The sequence below is a fragment of the Tepidiforma sp. genome (assembly GCF_026419595.1).
Taxonomy (GTDB): Bacteria; Chloroflexota; Dehalococcoidia; order Tepidiformales; family Tepidiformaceae; genus Tepidiforma.
This window is the reverse complement of record NZ_JANZZD010000020.1, coordinates 1-22,430: the sequence shown is the minus strand read 5'-3', so window position 1 is coordinate 22,430 and position 22,430 is coordinate 1. Positions and strand designations below refer to the sequence as shown.

Annotated in this window: 24 protein-coding genes and 1 riboswitch; of the genes, 10 read left to right on the top strand and 14 right to left on the bottom strand. The window is 72.2% G+C overall.

Features of this window, described 5'->3' with window-relative positions; all coding sequences use genetic code 11:
- Positions 1–78: 78 nt before the first annotated feature.
- Positions 79–273, bottom strand: a complete 195-nt coding sequence (locus N2041_RS10710; protein ID WP_270057393.1) for a ferredoxin — start codon at positions 271–273, stop codon at positions 79–81.
- Between the two features lie 146 nt (positions 274–419).
- Here N2041_RS10710 and N2041_RS10705 point away from each other — a divergent pair, with 146 nt between their 5' ends.
- Genes N2041_RS10705 through N2041_RS10685 form a run of 5 tightly spaced genes read left to right on the top strand, consistent with a single transcriptional unit; the run spans position 420 to position 4,799 of the window.
- Positions 420–845 (top strand): hypothetical protein, encoded by a 426-nt coding sequence (locus tag N2041_RS10705; protein WP_297678576.1) that lies wholly within the window; start codon positions 420–422, stop codon positions 843–845.
- 58 nt (positions 846–903) lie between these two features.
- Positions 904–1,542, top strand: coding sequence for a hypothetical protein (locus tag N2041_RS10700; RefSeq protein WP_297678575.1), 639 nt, complete (start codon positions 904–906; stop codon positions 1,540–1,542).
- Positions 1,543–1,567: 25 nt separating this feature from the next.
- Positions 1,568–2,059, top strand: coding sequence for a 5-(carboxyamino)imidazole ribonucleotide mutase (purE, locus tag N2041_RS10695; RefSeq protein WP_308445341.1), 492 nt, complete (start codon positions 1,568–1,570; stop codon positions 2,057–2,059).
- Positions 2,056–3,174 (top strand): 5-(carboxyamino)imidazole ribonucleotide synthase, encoded by a 1,119-nt coding sequence (gene purK, locus N2041_RS10690; protein WP_297678574.1) that lies wholly within the window; start codon positions 2,056–2,058, stop codon positions 3,172–3,174. The genes purE and purK overlap by 4 nt, the downstream gene beginning before the upstream one ends.
- A 38-nt stretch (positions 3,175–3,212) precedes the next feature.
- Positions 3,213–4,799, top strand: a complete 1,587-nt coding sequence (locus N2041_RS10685; protein WP_297678573.1) for a long-chain-fatty-acid--CoA ligase — start codon at positions 3,213–3,215, stop codon at positions 4,797–4,799.
- 71 nt (positions 4,800–4,870) lie between these two features.
- Here the strand turns inward: N2041_RS10685 and N2041_RS10680 are convergent, their stop codons facing one another.
- The gene (locus N2041_RS10680) at positions 4,871–5,668 is read right to left on the bottom strand and encodes an enoyl-CoA hydratase-related protein (protein ID WP_297678572.1); all 798 of its coding nucleotides are present in this window, start codon (positions 5,666–5,668) and stop codon (positions 4,871–4,873) included.
- 81 nt (positions 5,669–5,749) lie between these two features.
- On the opposite strand from N2041_RS10680, the gene N2041_RS10675 reads away from it, so the two are divergent.
- Both N2041_RS10675 and N2041_RS10670 read left to right on the top strand, forming a co-directional pair.
- Complete coding sequence (locus tag N2041_RS10675; RefSeq protein ID WP_297678571.1) at positions 5,750–6,379, top strand: DsbA family oxidoreductase; 630 nt, start codon at positions 5,750–5,752, stop codon at positions 6,377–6,379.
- 44 nt (positions 6,380–6,423) lie between these two features.
- Positions 6,424–8,655: a hypothetical protein gene (locus N2041_RS10670; RefSeq protein WP_297678570.1), complete on the top strand. Its 2,232-nt coding sequence runs from the start codon at positions 6,424–6,426 to the stop codon at positions 8,653–8,655.
- A gap of 98 nt (positions 8,656–8,753) precedes the next feature.
- Here the strand turns inward: N2041_RS10670 and N2041_RS10665 are convergent, their stop codons facing one another.
- The 6 genes from N2041_RS10665 to N2041_RS10640 form a co-directional block, all read right to left on the bottom strand.
- The gene (locus tag N2041_RS10665) at positions 8,754–9,530 is read right to left on the bottom strand and encodes a response regulator transcription factor (RefSeq protein WP_297678569.1); all 777 of its coding nucleotides are present in this window, start codon (positions 9,528–9,530) and stop codon (positions 8,754–8,756) included.
- Positions 9,531–9,752: 222 nt separating this feature from the next.
- Positions 9,753–10,016 (bottom strand): antibiotic biosynthesis monooxygenase, encoded by a 264-nt coding sequence (locus N2041_RS10660; protein ID WP_297678568.1) that lies wholly within the window; start codon positions 10,014–10,016, stop codon positions 9,753–9,755.
- Between the two features lie 139 nt (positions 10,017–10,155).
- Complete coding sequence (locus N2041_RS10655; protein ID WP_158066575.1) at positions 10,156–10,374, bottom strand: hypothetical protein; 219 nt, start codon at positions 10,372–10,374, stop codon at positions 10,156–10,158.
- A 90-nt stretch (positions 10,375–10,464) separates the two neighbouring features.
- Positions 10,465–10,599, bottom strand: a riboswitch (cyclic di-AMP (ydaO/yuaA leader).
- Positions 10,600–10,727: 128 nt separating this feature from the next.
- Positions 10,728–11,294 (bottom strand): GNAT family protein, encoded by a 567-nt coding sequence (locus tag N2041_RS10650; protein WP_297678567.1) that lies wholly within the window; start codon positions 11,292–11,294, stop codon positions 10,728–10,730.
- Positions 11,295–11,320: 26 nt separating this feature from the next.
- Entirely contained in the window at positions 11,321–13,222 is a 1,902-nt protein-coding gene (locus tag N2041_RS10645; protein ID WP_297678566.1) for a hypothetical protein, read from the bottom strand.
- Between the two features lie 109 nt (positions 13,223–13,331).
- Positions 13,332–15,398 (bottom strand): sodium-translocating pyrophosphatase, encoded by a 2,067-nt coding sequence (locus tag N2041_RS10640; protein WP_297678565.1) that lies wholly within the window; start codon positions 15,396–15,398, stop codon positions 13,332–13,334.
- 172 nt (positions 15,399–15,570) lie between these two features.
- Between N2041_RS10640 and N2041_RS10635 the strand changes: the two genes are divergently transcribed.
- Positions 15,571–16,575, top strand: coding sequence for an isocitrate/isopropylmalate family dehydrogenase (locus N2041_RS10635; RefSeq protein WP_297678564.1), 1,005 nt, complete (start codon positions 15,571–15,573; stop codon positions 16,573–16,575).
- Between the two features lie 9 nt (positions 16,576–16,584).
- Here the strand turns inward: N2041_RS10635 and N2041_RS10630 are convergent, their stop codons facing one another.
- The 5 genes from N2041_RS10630 to N2041_RS10610 are packed head-to-tail and all read right to left on the bottom strand — an operon-like array spanning position 16,585 to position 19,731.
- Complete coding sequence (locus tag N2041_RS10630; RefSeq protein WP_297678563.1) at positions 16,585–17,193, bottom strand: hypothetical protein; 609 nt, start codon at positions 17,191–17,193, stop codon at positions 16,585–16,587.
- Positions 17,190–17,537 (bottom strand): zinc ribbon domain-containing protein, encoded by a 348-nt coding sequence (locus N2041_RS10625; protein WP_270057408.1) that lies wholly within the window; start codon positions 17,535–17,537, stop codon positions 17,190–17,192. The genes N2041_RS10630 and N2041_RS10625 overlap by 4 nt, the downstream gene beginning before the upstream one ends.
- Positions 17,538–17,584: 47 nt before the next feature.
- On the bottom strand, positions 17,585–18,676 hold the full coding sequence (locus N2041_RS10620; protein WP_297678562.1) for a hypothetical protein: 1,092 nt from the start codon (positions 18,674–18,676) through the stop codon (positions 17,585–17,587).
- 60 nt (positions 18,677–18,736) lie between these two features.
- Positions 18,737–19,105 carry a YraN family protein gene (locus tag N2041_RS10615; protein WP_297678561.1) on the bottom strand — a complete coding sequence of 123 codons (369 nt, stop codon included), beginning with the start codon at positions 19,103–19,105 and terminating at the stop codon, positions 18,737–18,739.
- Positions 19,102–19,731: a ribonuclease HII gene (locus tag N2041_RS10610; RefSeq protein ID WP_297678560.1), complete on the bottom strand. Its 630-nt coding sequence runs from the start codon at positions 19,729–19,731 to the stop codon at positions 19,102–19,104. Before N2041_RS10610 ends, N2041_RS10615 begins: the two co-directional genes overlap by 4 nt.
- 572 nt (positions 19,732–20,303) lie before the next feature.
- Between N2041_RS10610 and N2041_RS10605 the strand changes: the two genes are divergently transcribed.
- Positions 20,304–20,537, top strand: a complete 234-nt coding sequence (locus N2041_RS10605) for a helix-turn-helix domain-containing protein (RefSeq protein WP_297678559.1) — start codon at positions 20,304–20,306, stop codon at positions 20,535–20,537.
- Positions 20,534–21,700 carry a DUF2851 family protein gene (locus N2041_RS10600; protein ID WP_297678558.1) on the top strand — a complete coding sequence of 389 codons (1,167 nt, stop codon included), beginning with the start codon at positions 20,534–20,536 and terminating at the stop codon, positions 21,698–21,700. Before N2041_RS10605 ends, N2041_RS10600 begins: the two co-directional genes overlap by 4 nt.
- Here N2041_RS10600 and N2041_RS10595 read toward each other — a convergent pair.
- Positions 21,649–22,430 (bottom strand): GNAT family N-acetyltransferase (locus N2041_RS10595; protein WP_297678557.1); only part of this gene is annotated, 782 nt, incomplete at its 5' end. The genes N2041_RS10600 and N2041_RS10595 overlap by 52 nt on opposite strands.

Sequence of the window (22,430 nt, the reverse complement as noted above, 5' to 3'; positions counted from 1 at the left end):
GCCCGGTCTATCTGGGGAATAGGCCCTGTGATGGTAGCCTACCGGTCGGAAAAAGTGAACGATCGTTTACGAAACCGTTCAGGGGATGAGTTCGATCGCCTGGCGGGGGCAGAGGCGGTAGGCGCGCTCGGCCTTCTCCTCGAGCTCCTTGGGCAGGTCGCCTTCGATGAGGACGATGGAGATATCGTCGTCGCCGAGCTTGAAGATCTCCGGCGCGGCCTTCTCGCACTTGCCGTGCCCTTCGCACATTTCAGCTTTGACGCGAACTTTCACGGGTGGTTCTCCAGGGCTGTGGGGTATCCGGCGGCCGGGGCCGCCCGAGGGCGAAGCATAGCGGTTTACCGCACGGTAAGCCACCGGAGGGGGCGCCGGCCGGGAACATTTTCCGGCCGGCCGGCGTCTTGATGGGCATGAGCAACATGCGACGTCTTCTTCCCCTGTTCTTCGTCCTCGTGCTGGCGGCGGCCGTCACCGCGGCCTGCATCGATGACTCCGGTTCGACCGGCTCGCGGCCCGGCGACAGCTACCCGACGAAAGTGGTGGACGCCCCGATCGACGGGCTCGAGGTGCTGATTCGCGAGACGGCGCCGCCGACGTACGCGGTGCGGATCGTGAGCGGGCTGCCGAGCGGCTGCGCGAAGTTCGAGGCCTGGGAGATCACCGGCCGGAGCGGCACCGAAATCACGATCCGGGTCACGAACCGGATGCCGGATAGCGACGACGTCGCGTGCACGATGATCTACGGCACGCACGAGTCGGTGGTCGACCTCGGCTCCGATTTCGTGAGCGGCACGACGTATACGGTGGTGGTGAACGGCGAGTCGGTGAGCTTCACGGCGCAGTAGCGCGGCCGGCGGCAGCACGGCGACAGGCGATGTCGGCGCTCCCTGCGACAATGCGCGGGTGAGCGCCGACTTCGCGATCGACGACTGGCTGCGGGAGGAGGGCCTGCTGGACGCGCAAGGGCTGGCGCTGGCGCGCGCGGCGCTCGTGGCCGCCGGCCTCACGACCGGGAAGAAGCAGCGGATGGCCGTTGCGAAGCGGGAGCGGGCGCGCGAGGCGGCGTGGGCGGCGCTCGCCGGCTGGTGCGGCGCGGCAGAGTGCCGGGCCGCGGCCGATGCGACGGGGAAGATCGTGGTGCTGACGGTGCGGGAGCGGTGCGCCGGCTGCGGGGGCTCGAACGCGCTGCAGGCGGCGCGCGCGGCCGCGGCGGCCTGCCGGCGGGCGAACCTCCGCCGGGCGGTGGTGCTCGGCGGGAGCCCGGCGGCGCGGCAGGAGGCGCTCCGGCTCGCGCAGGCTGCGGGCGGCCCGGAGCTGGTCTTCGTGGACGGCGACAGCCGGGTGACGGAAGGGGACGCGCGGGCGGACAAGGCGCGCGCGGACGTCGTGCTGGCGTGGGCGGGCACGCCGCTGCCCCACAAGGTGAGCGACCTCTACCGGCGGCGCGAGGCGGGCGACCCGCCGTTCATCACCGTGCCGACGACAGGCGTGGGGCAGCTGTTCCGGGCGCTCGAACAGCACGCGCGGAGCCGCCGCCCGTAGCGCGGCCGGGCCGTACAATGCCCGCATGGCCGGGGACGCGCCGCTCGTGGGCATCATCATGGGCAGTTCGAGCGACTGGCCGACGATGCGGCTGGCGGTCGAGGTGCTGGAGCGGTTCGGCGTGCCGTGCGAGGCGCGCGTCGTCTCGGCCCACCGGACGCCGGGGCTCGTGACGGAGTACGCGAGCGCGGCGGCGGCGCGGGGCCTGAAAGTGATCATCGCGGGGGCCGGCGGCGCGGCCCACCTCCCCGGCATGACGGCCGCGCAGACGCCCCTCCCCGTCATCGGCGTGCCCATCCAGACGAAGGCGCTGCAGGGGCTCGATTCGCTGCTCTCGATCGTGCAGATGCCGCGCGGCACGCCGGTGGCGACCATGGCGATCGGCGAAGCGGGCGCGGTGAACGCGGCCCACCTCGCCGTGCGCATCCTCGCGGCGGACGACCCGGCGCTCCGGGCGAAGGTGGCGGCCTTCATGGCCGAGGAGCGCGACCGGGTGCTGGGCGAACGGCTGGAATGACGCCGCTCCCGCCGGGTTCGGCCATCGGCATCATCGGCGGCGGCCAGCTCGGGTTGATGCTGGCCGAAGCGGCGCGCGACCTCGGCTACCGCACCGTCATCCTGAACGACGCGGCCGATTGCCCTGCCGCGGCCGCGGCCGATGAGGTGGTCGCCGGGAGCTTCGAGGACCCGGGAGCGGCCGACCGGTTCGCCGCGAAAGTCGCCGTCGCGACGTTCGAGACGGAGACGCTGCCGTCGGCGCTGCTGGAGCGGGTCGCGGCGCGCATCGAGCTGCGGCCGGCGGCCCGCATCGTGCTGACGACGCAGGACCGGGCGAAGCAGCGGGCGTTCACGGCCGGGCTCGGCATCGCCGTGCCGCCGCATCGGATCGTGACGAGCGCCGCGGAAGCGGAGGCGGCGGGGCGGGAGCTCGCGCTGCCCGCCGTGGTGAAGCGGGCGACGGGCGGCTACGACGGCCGCGGGCAGGCGTGGGCGGAGACGCCGGCAGGCCTCGCGGCTGCATGGGAGGCGCTCGGCGGCGGGACGTGCGTCATCGAGGAGCGGGTGGACTTCGCGGCCGAGTTCTCCGTCATCGTCTGCCGCGGCGCCGGCGGGGAGCTGGCCTATTTCGACCCGATCCGGAACGTGCACCGCGGGGGGATCCTGCGCGTGTCGCGCGCGCCGGCGGGCATCCCCGCGGCATCGGCTGCGCGGGCGCAGGAGTTCGCCCGGCGGTTCGCGGAGGGGGCCGGGCTGGTCGGCATCGCCTGCCTCGAGTGCTACCTGCTGCCGGGCGGCGACGTGCTGGTGAACGAAGTGGCGGCGCGGCCGCACAACTCGGGCCACCTGACGATCGAGGCGTGCGCGACGAGCCAGTTCGCCCAGCTCATCCGCATCGCGGCGGGGCTGCCGCCGGGGCCGACCGGCCTGCGGGAGCCGGCCACGATGCTCAACCTCATCGGCGACATCGATGAAGAGGCGCTGGCGGCGCTGGCGGCGGCGCACCCGGGGCGCGTCTTCGTGCACCGGTACGGGAAGGCGCCCCGGCCGGGCCGGAAGCTCGGCCACGTGACGGTGCTCGGCTCGGAGAGCGTGGAGCCGCCGCCGGCTCGCCCGGGCTGCGAAATCGGCTAGAATCCCCGCGCACAACTCGAACGCGGGGGACCAGGCCGGTGGAAGTACCGCTGCTGCTCAACGATTTCCTTCGCCGCGCGGCGAAGCTCTACCCGAACAAGGAAGCGATCGTCGACGGCGACCTGCGGATGACGTACCGCGACTACCAGGAGCGGTGCAACCAGCTCGGGCACGCGCTCCTCTCGCTCGGGGTCCGAAAGGGCGACCGGGTCTGCATCCTCAGCCCGAACAGCCACTACTTCCTCGAGAGCTACTACGGGGTGACGCAGATCGGCGCCATCCTCGTGCCGCTCAACTACCGGCTGGTGGCGGCCGACCACGAGTACATCATCAACCACGCCGGCGTGAAGGCGGTGCTCGTCGATTACGACTACACGCACGTGATCGATGACATCCGGCCGAACCTGAAGACGGTCGAGCACTTCATCGTCGCCGACCCGCGGACGCCGAAGCAGACGCCGGCCGGCTGGGTCGACTGGGACGGGCTGGTCGGCCAGCAGCCGAAAACGCCGACGCCGCCGGTGGAGCAGGACGAGAACGACGTCACCTCGATCAACTACACCTCGGGGACGACGGCGCGGCCGAAGGGCGTCATGCTGACGCACCGGAACGTCTACATCAACGCCTACAACTTCATCGCCCACCTGCGCGTGCGGCACGAAGACCGGGAGCTGTGGACGCTGCCGATGTTCCACGCGAACGGCTGGGGCGGCCCCTTCGCCATCACCGCGATGGGTGCGACGCACGTCGTGCTGCGGGCGGTGGTGGGGGCCGACATCTTCCGGCTCATCCAGGACGAGAAGATCACGTTCGCCTGCATGGCGCCGGCCGTGCTGAACACGATCCTGACCTTCCCGGACCGGGACAAGTACACGATCACGACGCGGCCGCGGTTCGTGGTCGCGGGCGCGCCGCCGCCGGCAGCGTTCATCGAGCGGCTGGAGAAGGAGCTCGGCTGGGAGTTCATCCAGATTTACGGCCTGACCGAGACCTCACCCATCCTGACGGTGAGCGCGCCGGACTACCACAACCCGGACGGGCAGAACTACCAGCGCCGCGCCCGCGCCGGCGTCGAGGCGATCGGCGTCGACATCCAGGTGCTCGACGACAACGGCAACCCGGTGCCGAAGGACGACCGGACGATCGGCGAGGTGTGCGCGCGGGCGAACGTGGTGCTCAAGGGCTACTGGGAGCAGCCGGAGGAGACGAACAAGGCGATCTACGACGGCTACTTCCACACGGGCGACCTCGCCACGTGGGACGAGTTCGGCAACATCAACATCGTCGACCGGAAGAAGGACGTCATCATTTCCGGCGGCGAAAACATCTCGTCGGCCGAGGTGGAGGATGCGCTCTACAAGCACCCGGCGGTGCTGGAGTGCGCGGTGGTCGGCGTGCCGAGCGAGAAGTGGGGCGAAACGCCGCGCGCGCTCGTCGTGCTGCGGCCGGGCATGACGGCCACGGAGGAGGAGATCATCGCCTTCTGCCGGGAGCACCTCGCCCACTTCAAATGCCCGACGGGCGTGGACTTCGTGGAGAGCCTGCCGCGGACGGCGACGGGCAAGCTGCAGAAGTTCCTCATCCGCGAGCGGTACTGGGCGGGCAAGGAGCGGCGGGTGAACTGAGCCCGCCGCGCCGAACTCGAGGCGCACGACGGGGGCCGCGCCATCGCGGCCCCCGCGTCTTTTCCCGGCGCTCAGCTGCCGGTGAAGCGGGGCGGGCGCTTTTCGAGGAACGCCTGCCGCTGCTCGCGGGCGTCGTTCACTGCCCGCCGGCAGATGGCGATGGCGTGGATCTCCTCGCGCAGCTGGGCATCGAGGCCGTTCTCCCAGGAGCGCTGGACGACGCGGCGGGACATGATGGCAGCGATCGGCGGGTGGGCGGCGATCTGCCGGGCGATGGCCTGCGCCTCCTCGAGCAGCCGCTCGTGCGGAACGAGCCGCTGGAGGAGCCCGATGCGGAGCGCCTCCTCGGCCTCGACGGCGCGGCTCGTGAGGATGATGTCGAGCGCGTTCCCCTGGCCGACGATGCGCGGCAGGAAGTAGCTCATCCCCGAATCGGGCGAGAGGTTCCGCTCGATGAAGACGGACTTGAAGCGCGCGTGCTCACTGCCGATGCGGATATCGCAGGCGAGCGCGAGCGAGAAGCCGGCGCCGGCGGCGATGCCGTTGACCGCGGCGATGGTCGGCTTATCGATGGCCGCGACGGCGCGCGCCTGGCGGCCGACCCAGCTGTCCTCGTCGGTGAGCTGCTGCCAGGGCAGGCGGTCGGGCTGCTCCGGGAGCGGCCCCGAGAGGTCGGCGCCGGAGCAGAAGCCGCGGCCGGCGCCGGTGATGATGACGGCGCGGACGCCGTCGTCGTGCTTCAGCTGGTGGCAAACGTCGAGGATCTCCTGCTGGAGCGCCCGGTTGAGGGCGTTCAGCTTTTCGGGCCGGTCGAGGGTGACGGTGGCGACCTCATCGGCGATATCGAGGCGAAGGCAGGTGAACGGCACGGGCGGCCCTCCGGGGCGCAGGATGGTGCGGGGAGTGAAGCGGATTGCGCGGGGCTTGTCGAGCGGCGTATCGTGCCCGCGATGGACGCCGAGCCGCCCGCCGGGCCGATGCAGATCCTCATGATTTCCGACTTCGTCTGCCCGTGGTGCTACCTCGGGCTCGTCGAGATCGAGCGCGTCGAGCGGGAGTACGACGTGGAAGTCCGGCACGTGCCGTACCTGCTCGATCCGACGACGCCGCCGGAGGGGAAGCCGCGGCGCCCGATGACGCGGCCGGGCGACCCGCCGACGGCCATGGAGCTGCGGGCCGAGGCGGCGGGCATCCGGTTCACGCGCGGGCGCGAGTGGACCTCGAATTCCGTGCTGGCGCACGAAGGCGCGGAGTTCGCGCACGAGGCGGGCCGGGCGCGGGAGTACGCGCGGGAGATGTTCCGCGCCTATTTCACCGAACTGGAGGACATCGGCCGGCCGGAGGTCGTGCTGCAGGTCGGCGAGCGGGCCGGGCTGGACCCGGCGGCGCTCCGCGAGGCGCTGGAGGCGCACACGTACCGGCAGCGGGTGCTCGAGGCGATCGGCTGGACGCGGGAGGCGGGTGTTTCGGGCGTGCCGACGTTCGTCTTCGGCGACCGGTTCGCGATGTCCGGCGCGCAGGATGCGGCGGTGTTCGATGCGGTGATGGAGCGGCTCGGGGTGCCGCGCCGGGCCGGGTGAGGCCCGACTGACAACCTCCTGCGATTCCGTTACGCTCGTCGCACATGGCGCGGGCCCCCGCGCCCGGGGAGGTTTGGCCGATGGCGATGCGCTACCGCTACTCGATGTGGGATGGGACGCAGGAGGTGCCGGCGCTCGACCCGGACCAGATCCTGGACAACATCACCGACGACCTGATGAATTTCGGCGACCTGCAGCACGCGCTGCGGAACCTGATGCAGCGCGGCATGCGGAACCCGATGGGCCAGCGGATGCAGGGGCTGCGCGACCTGCTCCAGCAGCTCCGGCAGCAGCGGCGGCAGCAGCTCGACCGCTTCAACCTCTCCTCGATTTTCGATGACCTGAAGCGGCAGCTGGACGAGATCCTCGACCTCGAGCGGAACACGCTGGACCGGCGGCTGGACGAGGCGGAGCGCGCCTCCGGCGAGCGGCAGCAGGGCGAAGCGGGCCAGCAGGGCCAGCAGCAGCCGCAGGGCCGGCAGGGCGGCCAGCAGCAGGGCGCGCAGGCGAACCAGCAGCCGGGCCAGCCGGGCCAGCAGCAGGCCGGGGAGCAGAGCGACGCCGGCCAGCAGGGCGCCGAAGGGCAGCAGGGCGGCCAGCCGACGCCGCCGCGCGAGTTCGCCGAGATGCTCCGGAACATCGCGAACCGGAAGAAGGAGTTCCTCGAGAACCTGCCGCAGGACGTGGCCGGGCAGGTGCGCCAGCTCCAGAACTACGAGTTCATGGACCCGGAGGCGCAGCAGAAGTTCAACGAGCTGCTCGAATCCCTGAAGAAGGCGATGCTCGATACCTTCTTCAAGGACCTCTACGACCAGATCGCGAACATGTCGCCCGAGGACCTGCAGCGGATGAAGGACATGGTCCGCGACCTGAACCAGATGCTGCAGGACCGGATGGCCGGGCGGGAGCCGAACTTCGAGCAGTTCATGGAGAAGTACGGCGACCTTTTCGGCGACAACCCGCCGCAGTCGCTCGACGACCTCATCCGGCAGATGCAGCACCAGATGGGGCAGATGCAGTCGCTCCTCGATTCGCTCCCGGGCGACCTGCGGCAGCAGCTGCAGGACCTGCTCTCCGACAAGGTGGGCGACCCGGAGCTGCAGCAGGCGCTGAACGAGCTCGCGCAGAACCTCGAATACCTCTACCCGATGCGGGACCTGCGCAACCAGTACCCCTTCCGCGGCGACGAAGAGCTCGACCTCCAGTCGGCGATGCAGCTGATGGACCAGATGCAGTCGATCGACGAGCTGGAGCGGCAGATCGAGCGGACGCAGTACGGCGGGGACATCGAGGACATCGATGCGGACAAGCTGGAGGAGCTGCTCGGCCCGGAGGCGCGCGAAGCGCTCGAGCAGCTGAAGCAGTTCCTCGAAATCCTCGAAGAGGCCGGCTACATCCGGAAGAAGGGGAACCAGTGGGAGCTGACCCCGCGCGGCACCCGGAAGATCGGCCAGCGGGCGCTGGTGGAGATCTACCAGCAGCTGAAGGCCGACACCTTCGGGAAGCACGAGGTGCGCGAAACGGGCACCGGCGGCGAACGGACGGATACGACGAAGCCGTACGAGTTCGGCGACCCGTTCTACCTCGACATCCAGAAGACGATGATGAACTCGATGTACCGGGAGGGGCCGGGCACGCCGATCCGGCTGAAGCCGGACGACTTCGAGGTGGCGCGGACGGAGCTGCTGACGCAGACGGCGACGGTGATCATGCTCGACCTGAGCTGGTCGATGGCGCTGCGCGGTTCGTTCCAGGCGGCGAAGAAGGTGGCGATGGCGCTGAACAACCTGATTTCGTCGCAGTACCAGCGCGACAGCCTCTACATCATCGGGTTCAGCGCCTACGCGCGGGAGCTGAAGACGGAGGAGCTGCCGTACGTCCGGTGGGACGAATCGGTGCTGGGCACGAACATGCACCACGCGCTGATGATCGCCCAGCGGCTGCTGGCGAAGCATACGCAAGGGACGCGCCAGATCATCATGATCTCGGACGGGGAGCCGACGGCGCACCTGGAGCGGGGGCGCTCGTACTTCGCCTACCCGCCGAGCCCGATCACCATCCGGGAGACGCTGAAGGAGGTGAAGCGCTGCACGCAAAAGCGCATCACCATCAACACGTTCATGCTCGACCGGAACTACTACCTGAAGGAGTTCGTGAACCAGGTGGCCCGGATCAACAAGGGGCGCGTGTTCTACACGACGCCGGACAAGCTGGGCGAGTACATCCTGGTGGACTACGTGGCGCAGAAGCGGAAGCGGCTGGCCGGGATGGGCTGAGCCGCCGCGGCGTACGGTGAGACAGCGAAGGGGTCCCGTTTCGGACCCCTTCGTTCGTGCGTTCGCGGGGAGGTGGTGCGCGGAAGTCGGCCGGGGCCTCAGCCGGCGGCGGCCTCCGCGTCGTCGAGCATCGACTGGGCCTCTTCGACGCTTTCGAGGCGGACGATGCCCTTGCGGATGGCGTAGCGGATGAGGTCGGTGCGGTTGCGGGCGTGGAGCTTGGCCATGATGTGGGCCTTGTGGGCCTCGACGGTCTTGACGGAAATGTAGAGCTCGTTGGCGATGCCCTGGTTGGTGTACCCCTCGGCGATGAGCTGGAGGACTTCGCGCTCGCGGCTGGTGAGGGTATCCATGCCGTTGCGCTGGTCGGAGCGCTTCGCCTGGTAGAGGACTTCGGCGAGGTCGAAGCCTTCGGAGAGGGCGCTGGAGAAGTAGCTGTTGCCGCGGTGGACCGTCTGGATGGCGAGGACGAGTTCGGAAACGTCGGACTTCTTGATGATGTAGCCGGAGGCGCCGGAGCGGATGGCATCGAGCAGCTGGTCTTCATCGACGAAGCCGCTGAGCATGACGACGCGGGTGGCGGGGGCGATGCGGCGGATTTGGCGGGTGGCTTCGAGGCCGTTGAGGCCGGGCATGACGACGTCCATGAGGACGACGTCGGGCTGGAGGCGCTCGACCGCCTGGACGGCTTCGCGGCCGTTTTCGACGTCGGCGACGACTTCGAGTTCGGGCTGCGCCTCGAGGAGCATCCGGAGGGCCTGGCGGATGACGGCGTGGTCATCGACGAGGAGGATGCGGATGGGAGCTGCGGCGCGGGCCGGGCCGTTCGTCGGGCGGGCCGGGAAGGTCCGTGGCTGGGGGCGCAGTTGGTTCACAGGTCGAACTCCTCAGGTAGTCTCCGGCGGCGGCGGGGAGGTGCCGTGCCGTTGGGGTTGCCCGTGTGGGGAACCCGGCGACAGGGAGGAGTCTAGGGGCTGCCTCGCGGGGGCGTATTGGCGAAAACCCTGATCCTCGGCGGCGAACTCCCGGTGGTGAGGGGCGCCGCGCGGCGAGATCGGGGGAATCCCGCGGCCCCGCTGCGGGGGCCGCGGCCCGCATCAGATGGTGAAGAAGGCGCGCTCGGTGTGGCCGGGCTCGACGAGCAGATGGATTTCGGAGCGGAGGGCCATGATGTGGGTGTCGTTGGCGGTGCGCTCGGCGGATTCTTCGGAATCGTAGATGGCGAGGCGGGCGATTTCGCCGCTGTCGTCGTGGGGACGCATCAGGTAGTGGACCTGGCAGCCGGCGTGGGCGGCAGCGGCGGCATCGAGTTTGCGCAGGAGTTCTTCGCAGCGGGCTTCTTCGCCGCGGCGGGGCTTCATGATGGACAGGCGAATGTACGGCATGGGTGTGCTCTGCTACCTCCGGAGCGCGAATTCTAGGGCGCGGCGGTGCTGACGAAAAGGCGGGACCCCCGCGGTTGCGGGGGTCCCGGTTCCAGGGCGCTGGTTCGGCCGCGGATCAGAGCCGGAGCTTGCCGTGCGAGGGCTGGCGGCGGCGCTGGCGCTGGGGCAGGGCCGCTTCCTCGGCGGCGAGGTCGACGGGCGGGCTGGTGAGCACTTCGTGGACGTAGCCGCACATGATGCAGCTGCCGTAGGTGCCGTGCCAGTCGCGCTCGACGATGATGGAGCCGCGGCACTTGGGGCAGGACTTCGGCGGTGCTTCCTGCAGAGCTGGCATGACGATTCCCTCCTCTTCCTTTCGATAAAGAGCCGTTATGGTGACCTTCGAGGACAGAAAAAAAGACCTCGAAACGAGCTACCTGCTCGCCAGGCCTTCCAGACTGCCGACGGGGTTAGCTGACGGGCTCGGGCGGAAGGCGCCCTGGCGGCCGGGTGGCCGCGTTCGCCCCGGGGTGATGGGTCCCCCGCTGCGCCGCTGTGGCGCACTAGGCAGGTGGTGCACTGAACCGAACGCGCATGCGAACGACGACGAACGCCGTTCACTCGGCGCAAGCTACCCAATGCGCCGGGGGCTGTCAATAGGTCTTTGCGCTTTTCGTCACAAATTTACCGGGTGGTCCGGGAAGCGCCCTACGCCCCGGCGGGAGGTTCGCGCAGCTCGCCTTCGAGGAGCGCCATGAGGTGGAGGTCGTGCCAGCGGCCGTATTTCCACACCGCCTGCCGCCGGGTGCCTTCGCGCTGGAAGCCGAGCCGCTCGTAGAGGCGGATGGCGCGCTCGTTCTCCGCGAAGACCCAGAGTTCGATGCGGTGGAGGTTCATCATCTCGAAGCCGAAGCGGCAGAGGGTCGCGACGGCGTCGGTGCCGTAGCCGCCGTGCCAGCGGGTGCGGTCGCCGATGGCGATGCCGAGTTCGGCGCAGCGGTCCTCGGGGCTGGACGTGCGGAGATCGGCGCCGCCGATGAGCTGGCTGTCGAGCAGGGCTTCGATGGCGAAGCTGGCGTTCGCGTAGGCCGGCCGGGAGTGGGCGGCGAGGAACTCCTCCTCCGTCCGGTGGGAGACGGGGTAGCGGAGGCTGAGGTAGCGGGTGACCTCCGGGTCGTTGAACCAGCGGTGGAGCTGGTCAGCGTCGCGCGGCTCGCGGGCGCGGAGCCGGATGAGGCGGCCTTCGAAGGGACTCGGGGGAGCGGGCTCGTCCATGACGGCAGGATGCACCCGGCAGCGGGCTACGTCGAGGCGAGGGCGCCGGCGGCGAGGGCGAGCGCGAGCGCGGCGAAGGCCGGGCCGAGCGCGGCCGCGCGGGGGTCGTTCGCACGGCCGGCCAGCAGCCCCGCGCCGGGCCCGGCGGCGAGGGCGAAGGCTGCGAGCAGCGCGTAGGCATCGGCCGGGCCGGGGCCGAAGAAGCGGAGCGCCGGCGCGGCGGCGAGGAGGACGGCCGGCGCGGCGAGGGCGGCCGCGAAGGCGAGCCACGGCCGGGGGCGGCGCTCGAGGACGGTGCCGGAGACCGCGAGGGCGGCGAAGCCGAGCAGGAGGCCGAGCGCACCGCCGGCGCTGGCCGCGGGAAGCGGGCGCAGCGACGGGAGCGGCCAGCGCGCGGCCCGGATGGCGGCAGCCTCGCCTTCGATGAGGTCGCCGGCGGCGAGCCGCGAGGCGACGAACGCGTCGCGGGACGCGGCATCGGCGCCGAGGAGGAGGCGGATGTCGGCGGGGCCGAAGTCGGCGTCGTCGCCGATGGCCGCGCGGAGGTCGTCGAGCGTCTCGCGGTGGGCGCGCACCTCGTTGGCGAGGGCGTAGCGGTCCGGCGCGCCGGGCGGGATGAGCCCGAGCGCCTGGACGGCTTCGGCGTAGGCGACCGGATCGGATGCGGCGGTGCGGAGGAGTTCGTGGCGGCCGTGCGCGCCGAAGGCGAGCGCGAGCGCGAGCCCGGCGAGGATCGCCGCGCCGAACGCGGCAGCGGCAGCGGGAGGGGCGGCAGGCGGTGCGGCGGGACGGGCTTCGAGGGCGAGGCCGGCGCCCTCCCCGGGGCGGGCCCAGAGGGTGATGCTGACCTCCCCCGGCCCGGGCGCGGCCGCAGCGGCGGGGACGAGCGGGACGAGCGAGGCGCGGGCGATGGCGGGTCCGAGGGCCGCAGCCGCGGCGAGGGCGAGGCCGTAGCCGCCGGCGGCAGCCGGTCCGAAGCCTTCGGCGGTCAGTTCGCGGCCGAGGAGCCACGCGGCGAGCGCCACCGCGGCGGCGAAGGCCCACGCGAGCAGCACGCCGGCGGACGCCGTGCGCGGGAGGACGCCCGGGTGGGCGAGCGCGAGCCCCGCGAGCGCGCCGGCAGCGGCCGCGCCGGCAGCCCACCCTTCGCCGCCGGGGAGGAGGACGACGGCCGCGCCGGCGGCCGCGAGCGCGGTGACGGCGGCCGCGACCCACGCAGCGGCAAGGCCGGCAGCCCGGCGGCCGGCAGCCGCCATGACGGTGCCGGGGATGACGCCGACCGCCGCGCCGGCGAGCGCGCAGGCGAGCACGGCGAGCGGGAACGCGGCCCAGGCGGCATCGCGGGCGAGGGCAGCGGCTTCGCCGCCGGCGAGGAGCCCGGCGAGGGCGGCGGCGGGCAGAGCGGCAGCCGCCCAGGCGGCCCCGGCCGGCCGGCCCGGCTCCCGGGGGCCGGCGAGGACGGCGACGAGCGCCGCGAGCCCGGCGCCGGCGGCCGCCGGGACGGCGAGCGACGCTGCGGCCCACGGGCCTTCGCCGGCGGGGCCGGCAGCGAGGGCGAACACCCCGGCAGCGGCGCCGAAGGCCAGCGCGGCGCCGGTGAGGGGTCCGGCCGCGGCAGGGCGGCCCTCATCGGCGTCGAGCGCGAGCGCGAGCAGCGCGGCGACAGCCGCGGCGGTAAAGCCGGCGAGGAAGCTGCCCCCGGCCCACGCGGCGCGCTCGAGCGAGCCCGCGTAGCCGCCGGTGAAGACGGCGAGCGCGGCCGTCCCGAGCAGGCCGGCGGGCAGCAGCAGGAGGGCGAGCTCGACGAGGCTGCCGCCCCGCGGCGGCGGAGCGGGAGCGGCGGCATCGCGCGCGGCGGCGCGGCTCACGAAGGCAGCGGCGAGGGCGACGACGACGGCGATGGGGACGAGGGCCTGGGCCAGCAGCATGCGCGGTGGACTCCCCGGGCGGGTTGCCCGGAGGCCGCAGGATAGAGAAAACGGCCGCCGGTGCTCAACCGGCGGCCGTTCATGCCCTGCGGCCGGACCGCGGAAACGCTCAGCCGACGAACAGCGGGCCGAAGACGACCGCGACGATCGACATGAGCTTGAGGAGGATGTTGAGGGCCGGGCCGGCGGTGTCCTTGAAGGGGTCGCCGACGGTGTCGCCGACGACAGCCGCCTTGTGGGGTTCGGAGCCCTTGCCGCCGAGGTGGCCGGCTTCGATGTACTTCTTCGCGTTGTCCCAGGCGCCGCCGGCGTTCGCCATCATGAGGGCGAGGACGGCGCCGGAGGCGATCGAGCCGATGAGGAGGCCGCCGAGCGCCTCGGCGCCGATGATCGCGCCGATGAGGATCGGCACGACGACGGCGAGCAGGCCGGGGAGGATCATCTCCTTGATGGCGCCGTCGGTGGAGATGGCGACGGCGCGGGCGTAATCGGGCTTGCCGGTGCCTTCCATGATGCCCGGGATTTCGCGGAACTGGCGGCGCACTTCGTTCACCATCGCCATGGCGGCCCGGCCGACGGCGCCCATCGCGAGGGCGGCGAAGACGAACGGCATCAGGCCGCCGATGAGCAGGCCGAGCATCGTATCGACGTCGAGGATGTCGATGTCGTTGATGCCGACGACCTGCGAGTAGGTGACCATGAGGGCGAGCGAGGTGAGGACGGCGGAGCCGATGGCGAAGCCCTTGCCGGTCGCCGCGGTGGTGTTGCCGAGGCTGTCGAGGGCGTCGGTGCGCTCGCGGACGGAGGGGTCGAGGTGGGCCTGCTCGGCGATGCCGCCGGCGTTGTCGGCGACGGGGCCGTAGGCGTCGGTCGCGAGGGTGATGCCGAGCGGCGAGAGCATGCCGACGGCGGCGAGGGCGATGCCGTAGAGGCCGGCGATCTGGTAGGTGCTCCAGATGGCGATGACGATGGCGATGAGGGGGACGGCCGTGGAGAGCATGCCGAGGCCGAGACCGCCGATGATGACGGTCGCGGGGCCGGTCTCGGCGGTCTTCGCGAGGTTCTGCGTGGGCCGGAATTCGTAGGCCGTGTAGTACTCGGTCGCGGTGCCGATGACCTGGCCGGCGACCAGGCCGATGAGGACGGCCCAGAAGAGTTCGAACGGCAGGTCCATCGCGACGAGGAGGACGGCCGTGCCGGCGAGCACGAGGCCGCTGGCCGAGAAGATGCCGGTGCGGAGCGCCCAGAGCAGGCGGCCCATGGTTGCGTTCTCGCTCGTGCGGACGAGGAAGGTGCCGATGATGGCGGAGATGATGCCGATGCCCATGATGAGCAGCGGGAGGGCGAACGCCTTGGCGTCCCAGGCGTTCACGTCGGCAGAATCGAAGACGCCCTTGTCGGCGCCGACGACGGCGGCGGTGGTGAGCGCCATGGCGGCGACGATGGAGCCGGTGTAGGACTCGAACAGGTCGGCGCCCATGCCGGCGACGTCGCCGACGTTATCGCCCACGTTGTCGGCGATGGTGGCCGGGTTGCGCGGGTCGTCCTCGGGGATGCCGGCTTCGACCTTGCCGACGAGGTCGGCGCCGACGTCGGCGGCCTTGGTGTAGATGCCGCCGCCGACGCGGGCGAAGAGGGCGATGGAGGAGGCGCCGAAGGCGTAGCCGGTCAGCGGCTGGACGTCCTGCGTGATGAGGTAGACGAGGGCGAGGCCGATGACGCTGATGCCCGTGACGGTGATGCCCATGACGGCGCCGGAGCTGAAGGCGACCCGGAGGCCGGGGTTGAGGCCCACGCGCGCCTTCGCGGCGGTGCGGACGTTGGCGCGCACGGCGATGTACATGCCGATGTAGCCGGTGAGCGCCGAGCTGATCGCGCCGAGCACGTAGGCGGCGGCCGTCCGCGGGAAGTCGGTCAGTTCGCCGTGCTGCGGGCCGAAGCGGTCGAGCACGTCGTAGTCGACGAAGACGGCGAGCGCGACGGCGACGATGACGACGAAGACGGCGAGGAAGGTGTATTCGCGCCGGAGGAAGGCGGCGGCGCCTTCCTGGATGGCCCGGGCGATTTGCTTCATCGTCTCGGTGCCTTCGTCTTCGGCGAGGACGCGGCGGGCCATCCACGCTGCGAAGAGCAGGGCGATGACGCCTGCCCCGAGCGCCACGAGCAAGTTGTTCATGTCGTCCCCCGGTAGAGTGTGGTCCGGCTGTGCGGCGCGACACGTGCGCGCCGGTGCACGGAAGCCGGCCGAATCCTACCAACGGGGAACGTTACGGGGAATTTCGTTCGTCCACCGTAGACCGTTTCGGGTGCACACTCTGGGGAGACTGGCCCGGGGAGGGTTCTCAGACATGCGCGAAGTGGCTGAACTGAACGGCGACGGCATCGCAGCGGAGCTGCGCCAGGCGATCCACGCGGTGAACGAGGCGCTCGGCTCGCCGGTCGTCTTCCGGCCGGTCGACTGGTCGCTCGAGCGGCGGGAGGCCTCGCCGGCTGCGCTGGAGGAGGGCATCGAGGCGACCCGCGCGCTCGGCGCTGCGATGAAGTACCCCACGGTGACCGAGACGGTGAGCCCGAACCAGGTGCTGCGCGACCGGCTGGGGCTGGCCGTCATCCACCGGCCGTGCCGCAGCTACCCCGGCGTGAGCCGCAACTACACCGGCAAGGTGGACCTCCACGTGGTGCGCATCGCCACCGGCGGCACGTACGAAGACGCGGGCATGCGGATCGGCTACTACTCGGCGGTGAGCGTGCGCGTGATGGAGCGGACGCCGGTGGAGCACGCGGCCCACTTCGCCTTCCGCCTGGCCGACCAGCACCGGCAGGCGGTCACCTCGACGAGCAAGTACACGATTCAGCGGGCGACGGACGGGCTGTTCGAGGAGGTGGTGGCCGAGGTGGCGACCGAGTACCGGAACGTGCGCCACACGCGGGAGCTGTTCGATGCGCTCCTCGCGAAGCTCATCATCAACCCGGAGCGGTACGACGTCATCGTCTGCCCGAACGAGTACGGCGACTTCCTGAGCGACATGGTGTACGGGCTGATCGGCTCCATCGGGCTCGGGGCGAGCGCCTCGTACGCGTTTTCGAAGAGCCACCAGCCGGTCATCGGGGTGTTCGACCCGGCCGGCGGGACAGCGCCCGACATCGCCGGGCAGGGCATCGCGAACCCTTCCGGCGCGATCGAGGCGTTCGGCTACCTGCTGCAGTTCTGCGGGTACGGCGCGCTCGGCCGGCAGCTGGTGGATGCGGTGCACGACACGATCGCGGAGGGCGAGAAGACGCGTGACCTCGGCGGGACGCTGGGAACGATGGCGTTCACGGAGGCGGTCATCCGGCGGGTCGTGCCGGCGTGAGGCCGGGGCTCACCCCGCGGCGCGGCGGGTGAGGATGGCGAGGGTGAGGTCGCCGCGGGTCTTTTCGAGGATGCCGCGGACCTGGTCGGTGGTGCGGCGGAGGCCGCCGGTCATGGCGTCCGGGTAGTCGATGGTGACGAGGACGCCGTAGATGTCGTCCATGGCGGCGAGGAGGGCTTCGCAGCCCTCGAAGGAGCCGGCGCGCAGGCGGTCGAGGATGACGCGGCGGAGTTCGCCGACGGCTTCGCCGATGCCGTTGAGGTAGGCGGCGTCTTCGACGCCGAGCTCGGCCGGGCCGGGGATGGCGCCGCCGGAGCAGAGTTCGAAGGTCGTGACGGCCTCGGCGTACTCCTTCTGGGCATCGTGGAGGAAGCCGGCGTGGTAGATGTCGGCGTGGCCCTCGAGGGCGCGGACGGCGGCCTCGTGGGTGGCGCGCGCCTCGGCGATGAGCCGGCGGGCGGCCTCGAATTCGCCGCGGTGGACGGCGCGGATGGCGTTGGCGCTCGTGCGGATGATGACGCGGCTGGCGGCGAGGGCCTGTTCGCGGGCGGCGTTCTTCGCGGCGAACCGCTCGAGGATTTCGGGGACGATGCGCTCGAGCGGGCCGGTGTCGCTCACAGGTCTTTGACGGGCTCGGGGAATTCGCCCTCGCGGGCGGCGTCGATCATGGTGCGGGCCTCTTCGGGGAGGTCCATGCCGTACTCTTCGAATTTCTTTTCGACCCACGTGCCGATCTGGCGCGGGTCGCGGTAGTCCTCCGGGCCGCCGCGGCCGCTCGAGGGGTCGCCGTACTTCTCGAGGATGTCCTGCCGGGTGTAGGTGCGGCCGAACTTCGACATCATGCGGGAGGTGTTGGCGCTGCCGCAGTGTTCGCAGGGGGGCCGCACCTCGGTGTCGATCTTCCGGGTGAAGTAGTTGGTCACCTTCTTGCAGTCGGCGCAGCGGAATTCGTAGATCGGCATGGCTCTATTGTCGAAAGCGGCGGGTGCGGTGTCCACGGCCCGGGGGCTCAGGGCGCCGGGTCGAGCATCTCCTTGAAGCCGGTCGGCGCGTGCGGACCGAAGACGATGATTTCGAAGACGCCGAGCCCTTCGCGGCTGCCGGCGCGGACGCGGGAGACCTGCTGGACGTGGAGGTTCTGAAGGGGCTGCTCCTCGCTGAGGACGTATTCGGTGCCGTCGACGACGTCTTCGCCGACCCACATGCCGTGGCCCCACTTCGGTTCGCCGTAGCCGAGGCCTTTCATGAGGAAGGCGTAGAGCGGTTCGAAGGTGATTTCGAGGGGTTCGCCGTGCCCGGGCGTGAGGGTGATGACGGCGGATTCGAGCCAGCGGGTGCCGGACTTGAACGTCAGCCGGTAGTCGACGGCGGCCTCGGTCATCGTGGCATCGGGGTAGGGGGTGAGGATGACGCCGGACTGGTGCCAGCGGGTGCCGTCGGCGTTCTCGGAGACGGTGTAGAGGGTGCAGAGGTCGGGGAAGTTGAGCGGGGCCCAGTTCCAGAAGAATTGCGGCGCCTGCTGGGGCGGCGCGCCGCGGGGGTCGCGGCCGCCGACGGTGCGGATGCCCCACGAGTGGTCGCGCGAGCCCCACCAGCTGGCGGCGTCGAGGGTGAATTCGCGGCCGTCGACGCGGATGGTGCCGGACCAGCCGCCGTGCTGGGTCATCCGCGTGTAGTCCATGACGGGTACGTTGCCGGCCATGCGGAAGAAGTGCGGCTCTTCGACCGGGAGCGAGCGGGCGATGAAGCGGAGGTCGGCTTCGATGCCGTAGGCGTTGGGTTCGACGCGGACGCGGAGTTCGTGGAGGGGCCGGACGACCTCGACGGCGATGGGGCCGACGGCGCTGGCCATGCGGTCCGGGCCGAGCCGCTTCGAGGCGCGGACGACGCGCTGGCGGCCGTCGACGACGATGCTGAAGGCGGCGTCGGTGATGCCGAGGTTCGGGTACTGGCCCATCGCGACGCCGAAGTAGAGGGCGCCGTCCGGGCTGTAGCCGTTGAAGAAGTAGCGGTCGTAGAAGTTGCGGTCGCTGGTGGCGACGCGGTCGAAGGTGTAGGGCGTCTGGTGGATGAGGAAGTCGTCGGCGGGCGTGATGGCCATCGGGAGGGGCTCCGCGGGGGATGTCGCGGGTGGGAACATACGCGCCGGTTCGTGAACGGGTCAAAGGCCCGGCGCTTCGATGCCGCGGAAGTGGCGGACAGCGCGGGCGCGGCCGGCGGCATCGAGGTCGACGGCGACGACGTCGAGCCGGGTGGCCTCGGGGTCGAGCCCTTCCCGCTCGCAGTAGGCGCGGGCTGCGGCGAGGAGCTTCGCCACCTTGGCGGCATCGACGGATTCGGCGGCGAGGCCGGGCGCGCCGCGGCGGGTGCGGACTTCGACGAAAACGAGGGTGCCGCCGTCGCGGGCGAGGAGGTCGATTTCGCCGCCGCCGATGCGGAGGTTGCGGCCGAGGATGGCCATGCCGGCGGCTTCGAGACGATGGGCAGCGACCCGCTCGCCGAAGTCGCCGAGGCGGCGGCGCTCGGTCACCACGGCAGGACGGCCTGCGCGACGGGGGCGTAGCTCTTCCGATGGACGGGGCTCGGGCCGCGCTCGGCGAGCCGCTGGCGGTGCTCGGCCGTCGGGTAGCCCTTGTTGCGGCAGAAGCCGTAGCCGGGGTAGCGCGCGCAGAGGTCGACCATCACGGCATCGCGGGCGACCTTGGCGACGATCGAGGCCGCCGCGACGGCCACGGAGAGGGCATCGCCATCGATGACCGGGCGGACGTTCGGCAGGGGGAGGTCGAGCGCGTCGCTGATGACGGCGCCGGGGCGGACGGCGAGCTGTTCGAAGGCGCGGAGCATGCAGAGGCGGCGGGCGGGGAGGATGCCGATGCGGTCGATCTCCTCGACGGTCGCCCAGCCGATGGCCCACGGGACCGATTCGCGGATGGCAGCGGCGAGACGGTCGCGGGCGGCTTCGGTGAGGACCTTGGAATCGCGAACCTCGGCGTACCAGCGGAAGCGGCGGCCGCGGGGGAGGGCGACGACGGCGGCCGCGACGGGGCCGGCGAGCGGCCCGACGCCGACCTCATCGACGCCGGCGACCCACTCGGCGCCGGCCTCCCAGGCTTCGCGCTCGAACCTGAGGCTGGGGACGGGTGCGGGGCCGGCCATCGGGTGGAGTGTAGGGAGGCAGGCGGGCAGCGGGAAGCGGGGAGGTGGCGCGGCTGGCGCCGCGGGGGATGGCTGGCCGGCTTCGCCGGCGGCGCCGCGGGATGCCGCCGCTCCGCGGCGGCGGTGGAGGCCGGGAGCCGGGAGGCGGGAGGCGGGAAGCGGGAGGCGGGGAGCGGATGACCTCCGACCGTAGTCGCGGGGCTCCGTCCCCGCGGGGCGCCATGCGCCCAACGGATGTCCCGGGAACCGGGAGGCGGGAGGCGGGGGGAGGGTGGATGCGAACGGCCGGGTGGGCCTCGCCGGCCCTCCGCGGGCACGGAGGCCCGCGACTACGGAGTTGGGAGTTGGGAGTTGGGAGTCGCGAGCGGGGAACGGGGAGGGAGTATCAACCTCCAACCTCCAACCTCCAACCTCCAACCTCCAACCTCCAACCTCCAACGCCGGCGCGCAGCGCCGGCATCCCGCGGCAATGCCGCCGGCAGGCGGCGAGCCATCCCGCGCCGCGGGCGAACAGCCCGCGGCATCCCGCGCCCCCCTTCCGGGGTTACACGGAACCGTGTACCATCCCGCACGTGGACGAGCGCGCGGGGTACGGTTCGCGCGAGGGCTGGACAGCCGAGGAGGTGCTGGCGCTCCGGCGGCGGCTCGGGCTGTCGCAGGCGGCGATGGCGCGGCGGCTCGGCGTCCGGCAGCAGACGATTTCGGAGTGGGAAACGGGGCTCCACCGGCCGCGGGGGGCGAGCGCCCGGCTGCTGCGGCTGCTGGCCGAGGAGCGGGCGCCGTACGACGCCGGGGATGGGCCGTGAGCGACGGGCCGGCGGCAGGTGCCCGGGCGCGCCGCGGCGGCAGGGCGGCACCCGGGTTCACAGATGAGGCAGCGCTGGCGGCGGCGTGGGCGGCAGCGCCGGCGGGCACCCTGCGGCTGGCGGACGGGCGCGCGCTGCGCGTCATCTTCCCGGGGGTGCCGGGCGATGGGACCGGCCCGGATTTCCGGGACGCGATGCTCGACCTCGAGGGCGACCTCGTGCGGGGCGACGTGGAGGTCCACCTGCGGCATTCGGGCTGGTTCGCGCACGGGCACGACCGGGACCCGGCCTACGCGGGCGTCGCGCTCCACGTCGTCGCGGCGAACGACCTGCCGCTCGCTGCGACGCCGCACGCCAGCGGGCGGCGGGTGCCCCTCCTCGTGCTCGGGCCGCCGCCGGAGCCGGGCGCGGGGTTCGTGCCGCCCTGCGCCTTCGCGCGCGCTGCGGGGGTCGATGTCGCGGGGCGGCTCCGCGGGATGGGCCAGCGGCGGCTGCGGATGAAGGCGAACCGGGCGGCGCTCTTCGCGGCCGGGCGCGCGCCGGGCGACGTCCTGCTGGCGCTGGCGGCCGCGGCGCTGCTCGGGCCGGCGCACCGGGCGGCAGCGGACGCTGCGGCGGCGAAGCTCCGGCTCGCCGCGCTGCTGGAGGAGGCCGATGGACTGACCGGTGAGGCGCGGCGGCTGGCGCTGGCGGGCAAGCTGCGGCGCCTCCTGCCGACCGGGGCGGCCAGCGCTGCTGCGGGGCGGTGGCGGCCGGCGGCTGCCCCGGCGAAGCGGCTGGAGGGCCTCGCGCAGCTCATCGACCGCTGGTGGCCGCCGGGCTCCAGCCCGGGCTGGCCGGCCGCGCTCGCGGCAGGGGCCGGGTGGCGGGCGGCGGCTGGAGCAGGGATCGGGCGAGGCGCGGCGATCGAGGTGTTCGTGAACGCCGTCATCCCCGCGGCGCTGGCGACCGGCGCGTGGAGCGAAGCGGAGGCGGAGGCCGCGTGGGCGGCCCTGCCATCGCCGGGGACGTACGGGAAGCTGCGGCCGCTCGAACGATGGCTCGGCGGGAAGGACGCGGCGCTGTTCGCCTCGGCGGGGCTGCTGCAGGGCGGGCTCCTGCTCCAGGCGGACTACTGCGCGAAGGGCGCCTGCGGCCGCTGCCCGCTTTCGCCGCCGGGCTGAGCGACGGCGAGGTCCATCGGCGCACCGGGGACCCGGCGGAAGACGTAGGCGCGGACCTGCCAGCGGCCGTCGTGGAAGCGGATGTGGCGGGCGAGCGGCGCGCGTTCGGCATCGGTGACGCGCCAGAGGCGCTCGGCGATTTCGCGGTCGACCTGCCAGCGGGTTTCGGTGATGCGGAAGCCGAGCGCCAGGTAGGCGCGGTGGGCGCGCACGGCGAAGGTGTTCGAGGTGAGGACGAAGTCGCGGCCGGGGAACTCGGCCTCGAGGGCGCGCATCAGGACGGCGAGCATGCGGCGGGCGACGCCGCGGCCCTGGTGTTCGGGCGGGACGTGGACGGCCCAGAGGTAGAGGCCCGCGTCGTCTTCGAGGTTGACGGAGCAGCGGCCGACCGGCTGGCCGGCTTCGACCGCGACGTAGTGGCGGTGGCGCCCGGGGGCGGTCCGCTCGCGGAGCTCGGCGGCCGCGCGCGCGGGGTCGCGGAGGTAGCCGAGGTCGAAGGCGTGGTAGGGGAAGCCGTACTCGCCCCAGCGGGCCATCGCGGCCACGAGCTCCGCGTCCCACGGCCGGAGGACGAGGCCTTCGCCTTCGAGGACCGGCGTGCGGCGGGCGGGGGATTCGCGGGTCACGCGGGGAGTGTAGTGGAAGCGGGGTGCCGCGGCGGGGGATGGCTGGCCGCCTTCGGCGGCCTCGCCGCGGGATGCCGCCGCTCCGCGGCGGCGGCGGAGGCGGG

What these genes read in the sequence shown, in the direction of transcription:
- N2041_RS10705 (WP_297678576.1), top strand. Translation starts at nt 420, where the DNA reads ATGCGACGTCTTCTTCCCCTGTTCTTCGTCCTCGTGCTGGCGGCGGCC.
- purE (WP_308445341.1), top strand. Translation starts at nt 1,568, where the DNA reads ATGGCCGGGGACGCGCCGCTCGTGGGCATCATCATGGGCAGTTCGAGC.
- purK (WP_297678574.1), top strand. Translation starts at nt 2,056, where the DNA reads ATGACGCCGCTCCCGCCGGGTTCGGCCATCGGCATCATCGGCGGCGGC.
- N2041_RS10675 (WP_297678571.1), top strand. Translation starts at nt 5,750, where the DNA reads ATGGACGCCGAGCCGCCCGCCGGGCCGATGCAGATCCTCATGATTTCC.
- N2041_RS10670 (WP_297678570.1), top strand. Translation starts at nt 6,424, where the DNA reads ATGGCGCGGGCCCCCGCGCCCGGGGAGGTTTGGCCGATGGCGATGCGC.
- N2041_RS10660 (WP_297678568.1), bottom strand. Translation starts at nt 10,016, where the DNA reads ATGAAGCCCCGCCGCGGCGAAGAAGCCCGCTGCGAAGAACTCCTGCGC.
- N2041_RS10655 (WP_158066575.1), bottom strand. Translation starts at nt 10,374, where the DNA reads ATGCCAGCTCTGCAGGAAGCACCGCCGAAGTCCTGCCCCAAGTGCCGC.
- N2041_RS10650 (WP_297678567.1), bottom strand. Translation starts at nt 11,294, where the DNA reads ATGGACGAGCCCGCTCCCCCGAGTCCCTTCGAAGGCCGCCTCATCCGG.
- N2041_RS10645 (WP_297678566.1), bottom strand. Translation starts at nt 13,222, where the DNA reads ATGCTGCTGGCCCAGGCCCTCGTCCCCATCGCCGTCGTCGTCGCCCTC.
- N2041_RS10640 (WP_297678565.1), bottom strand. Translation starts at nt 15,398, where the DNA reads ATGAACAACTTGCTCGTGGCGCTCGGGGCAGGCGTCATCGCCCTGCTC.
- N2041_RS10635 (WP_297678564.1), top strand. Translation starts at nt 15,571, where the DNA reads ATGCGCGAAGTGGCTGAACTGAACGGCGACGGCATCGCAGCGGAGCTG.
- N2041_RS10625 (WP_270057408.1), bottom strand. Translation starts at nt 17,537, where the DNA reads ATGCCGATCTACGAATTCCGCTGCGCCGACTGCAAGAAGGTGACCAAC.
- N2041_RS10620 (WP_297678562.1), bottom strand. Translation starts at nt 18,676, where the DNA reads ATGGCCATCACGCCCGCCGACGACTTCCTCATCCACCAGACGCCCTAC.
- N2041_RS10610 (WP_297678560.1), bottom strand. Translation starts at nt 19,731, where the DNA reads ATGGCCGGCCCCGCACCCGTCCCCAGCCTCAGGTTCGAGCGCGAAGCC.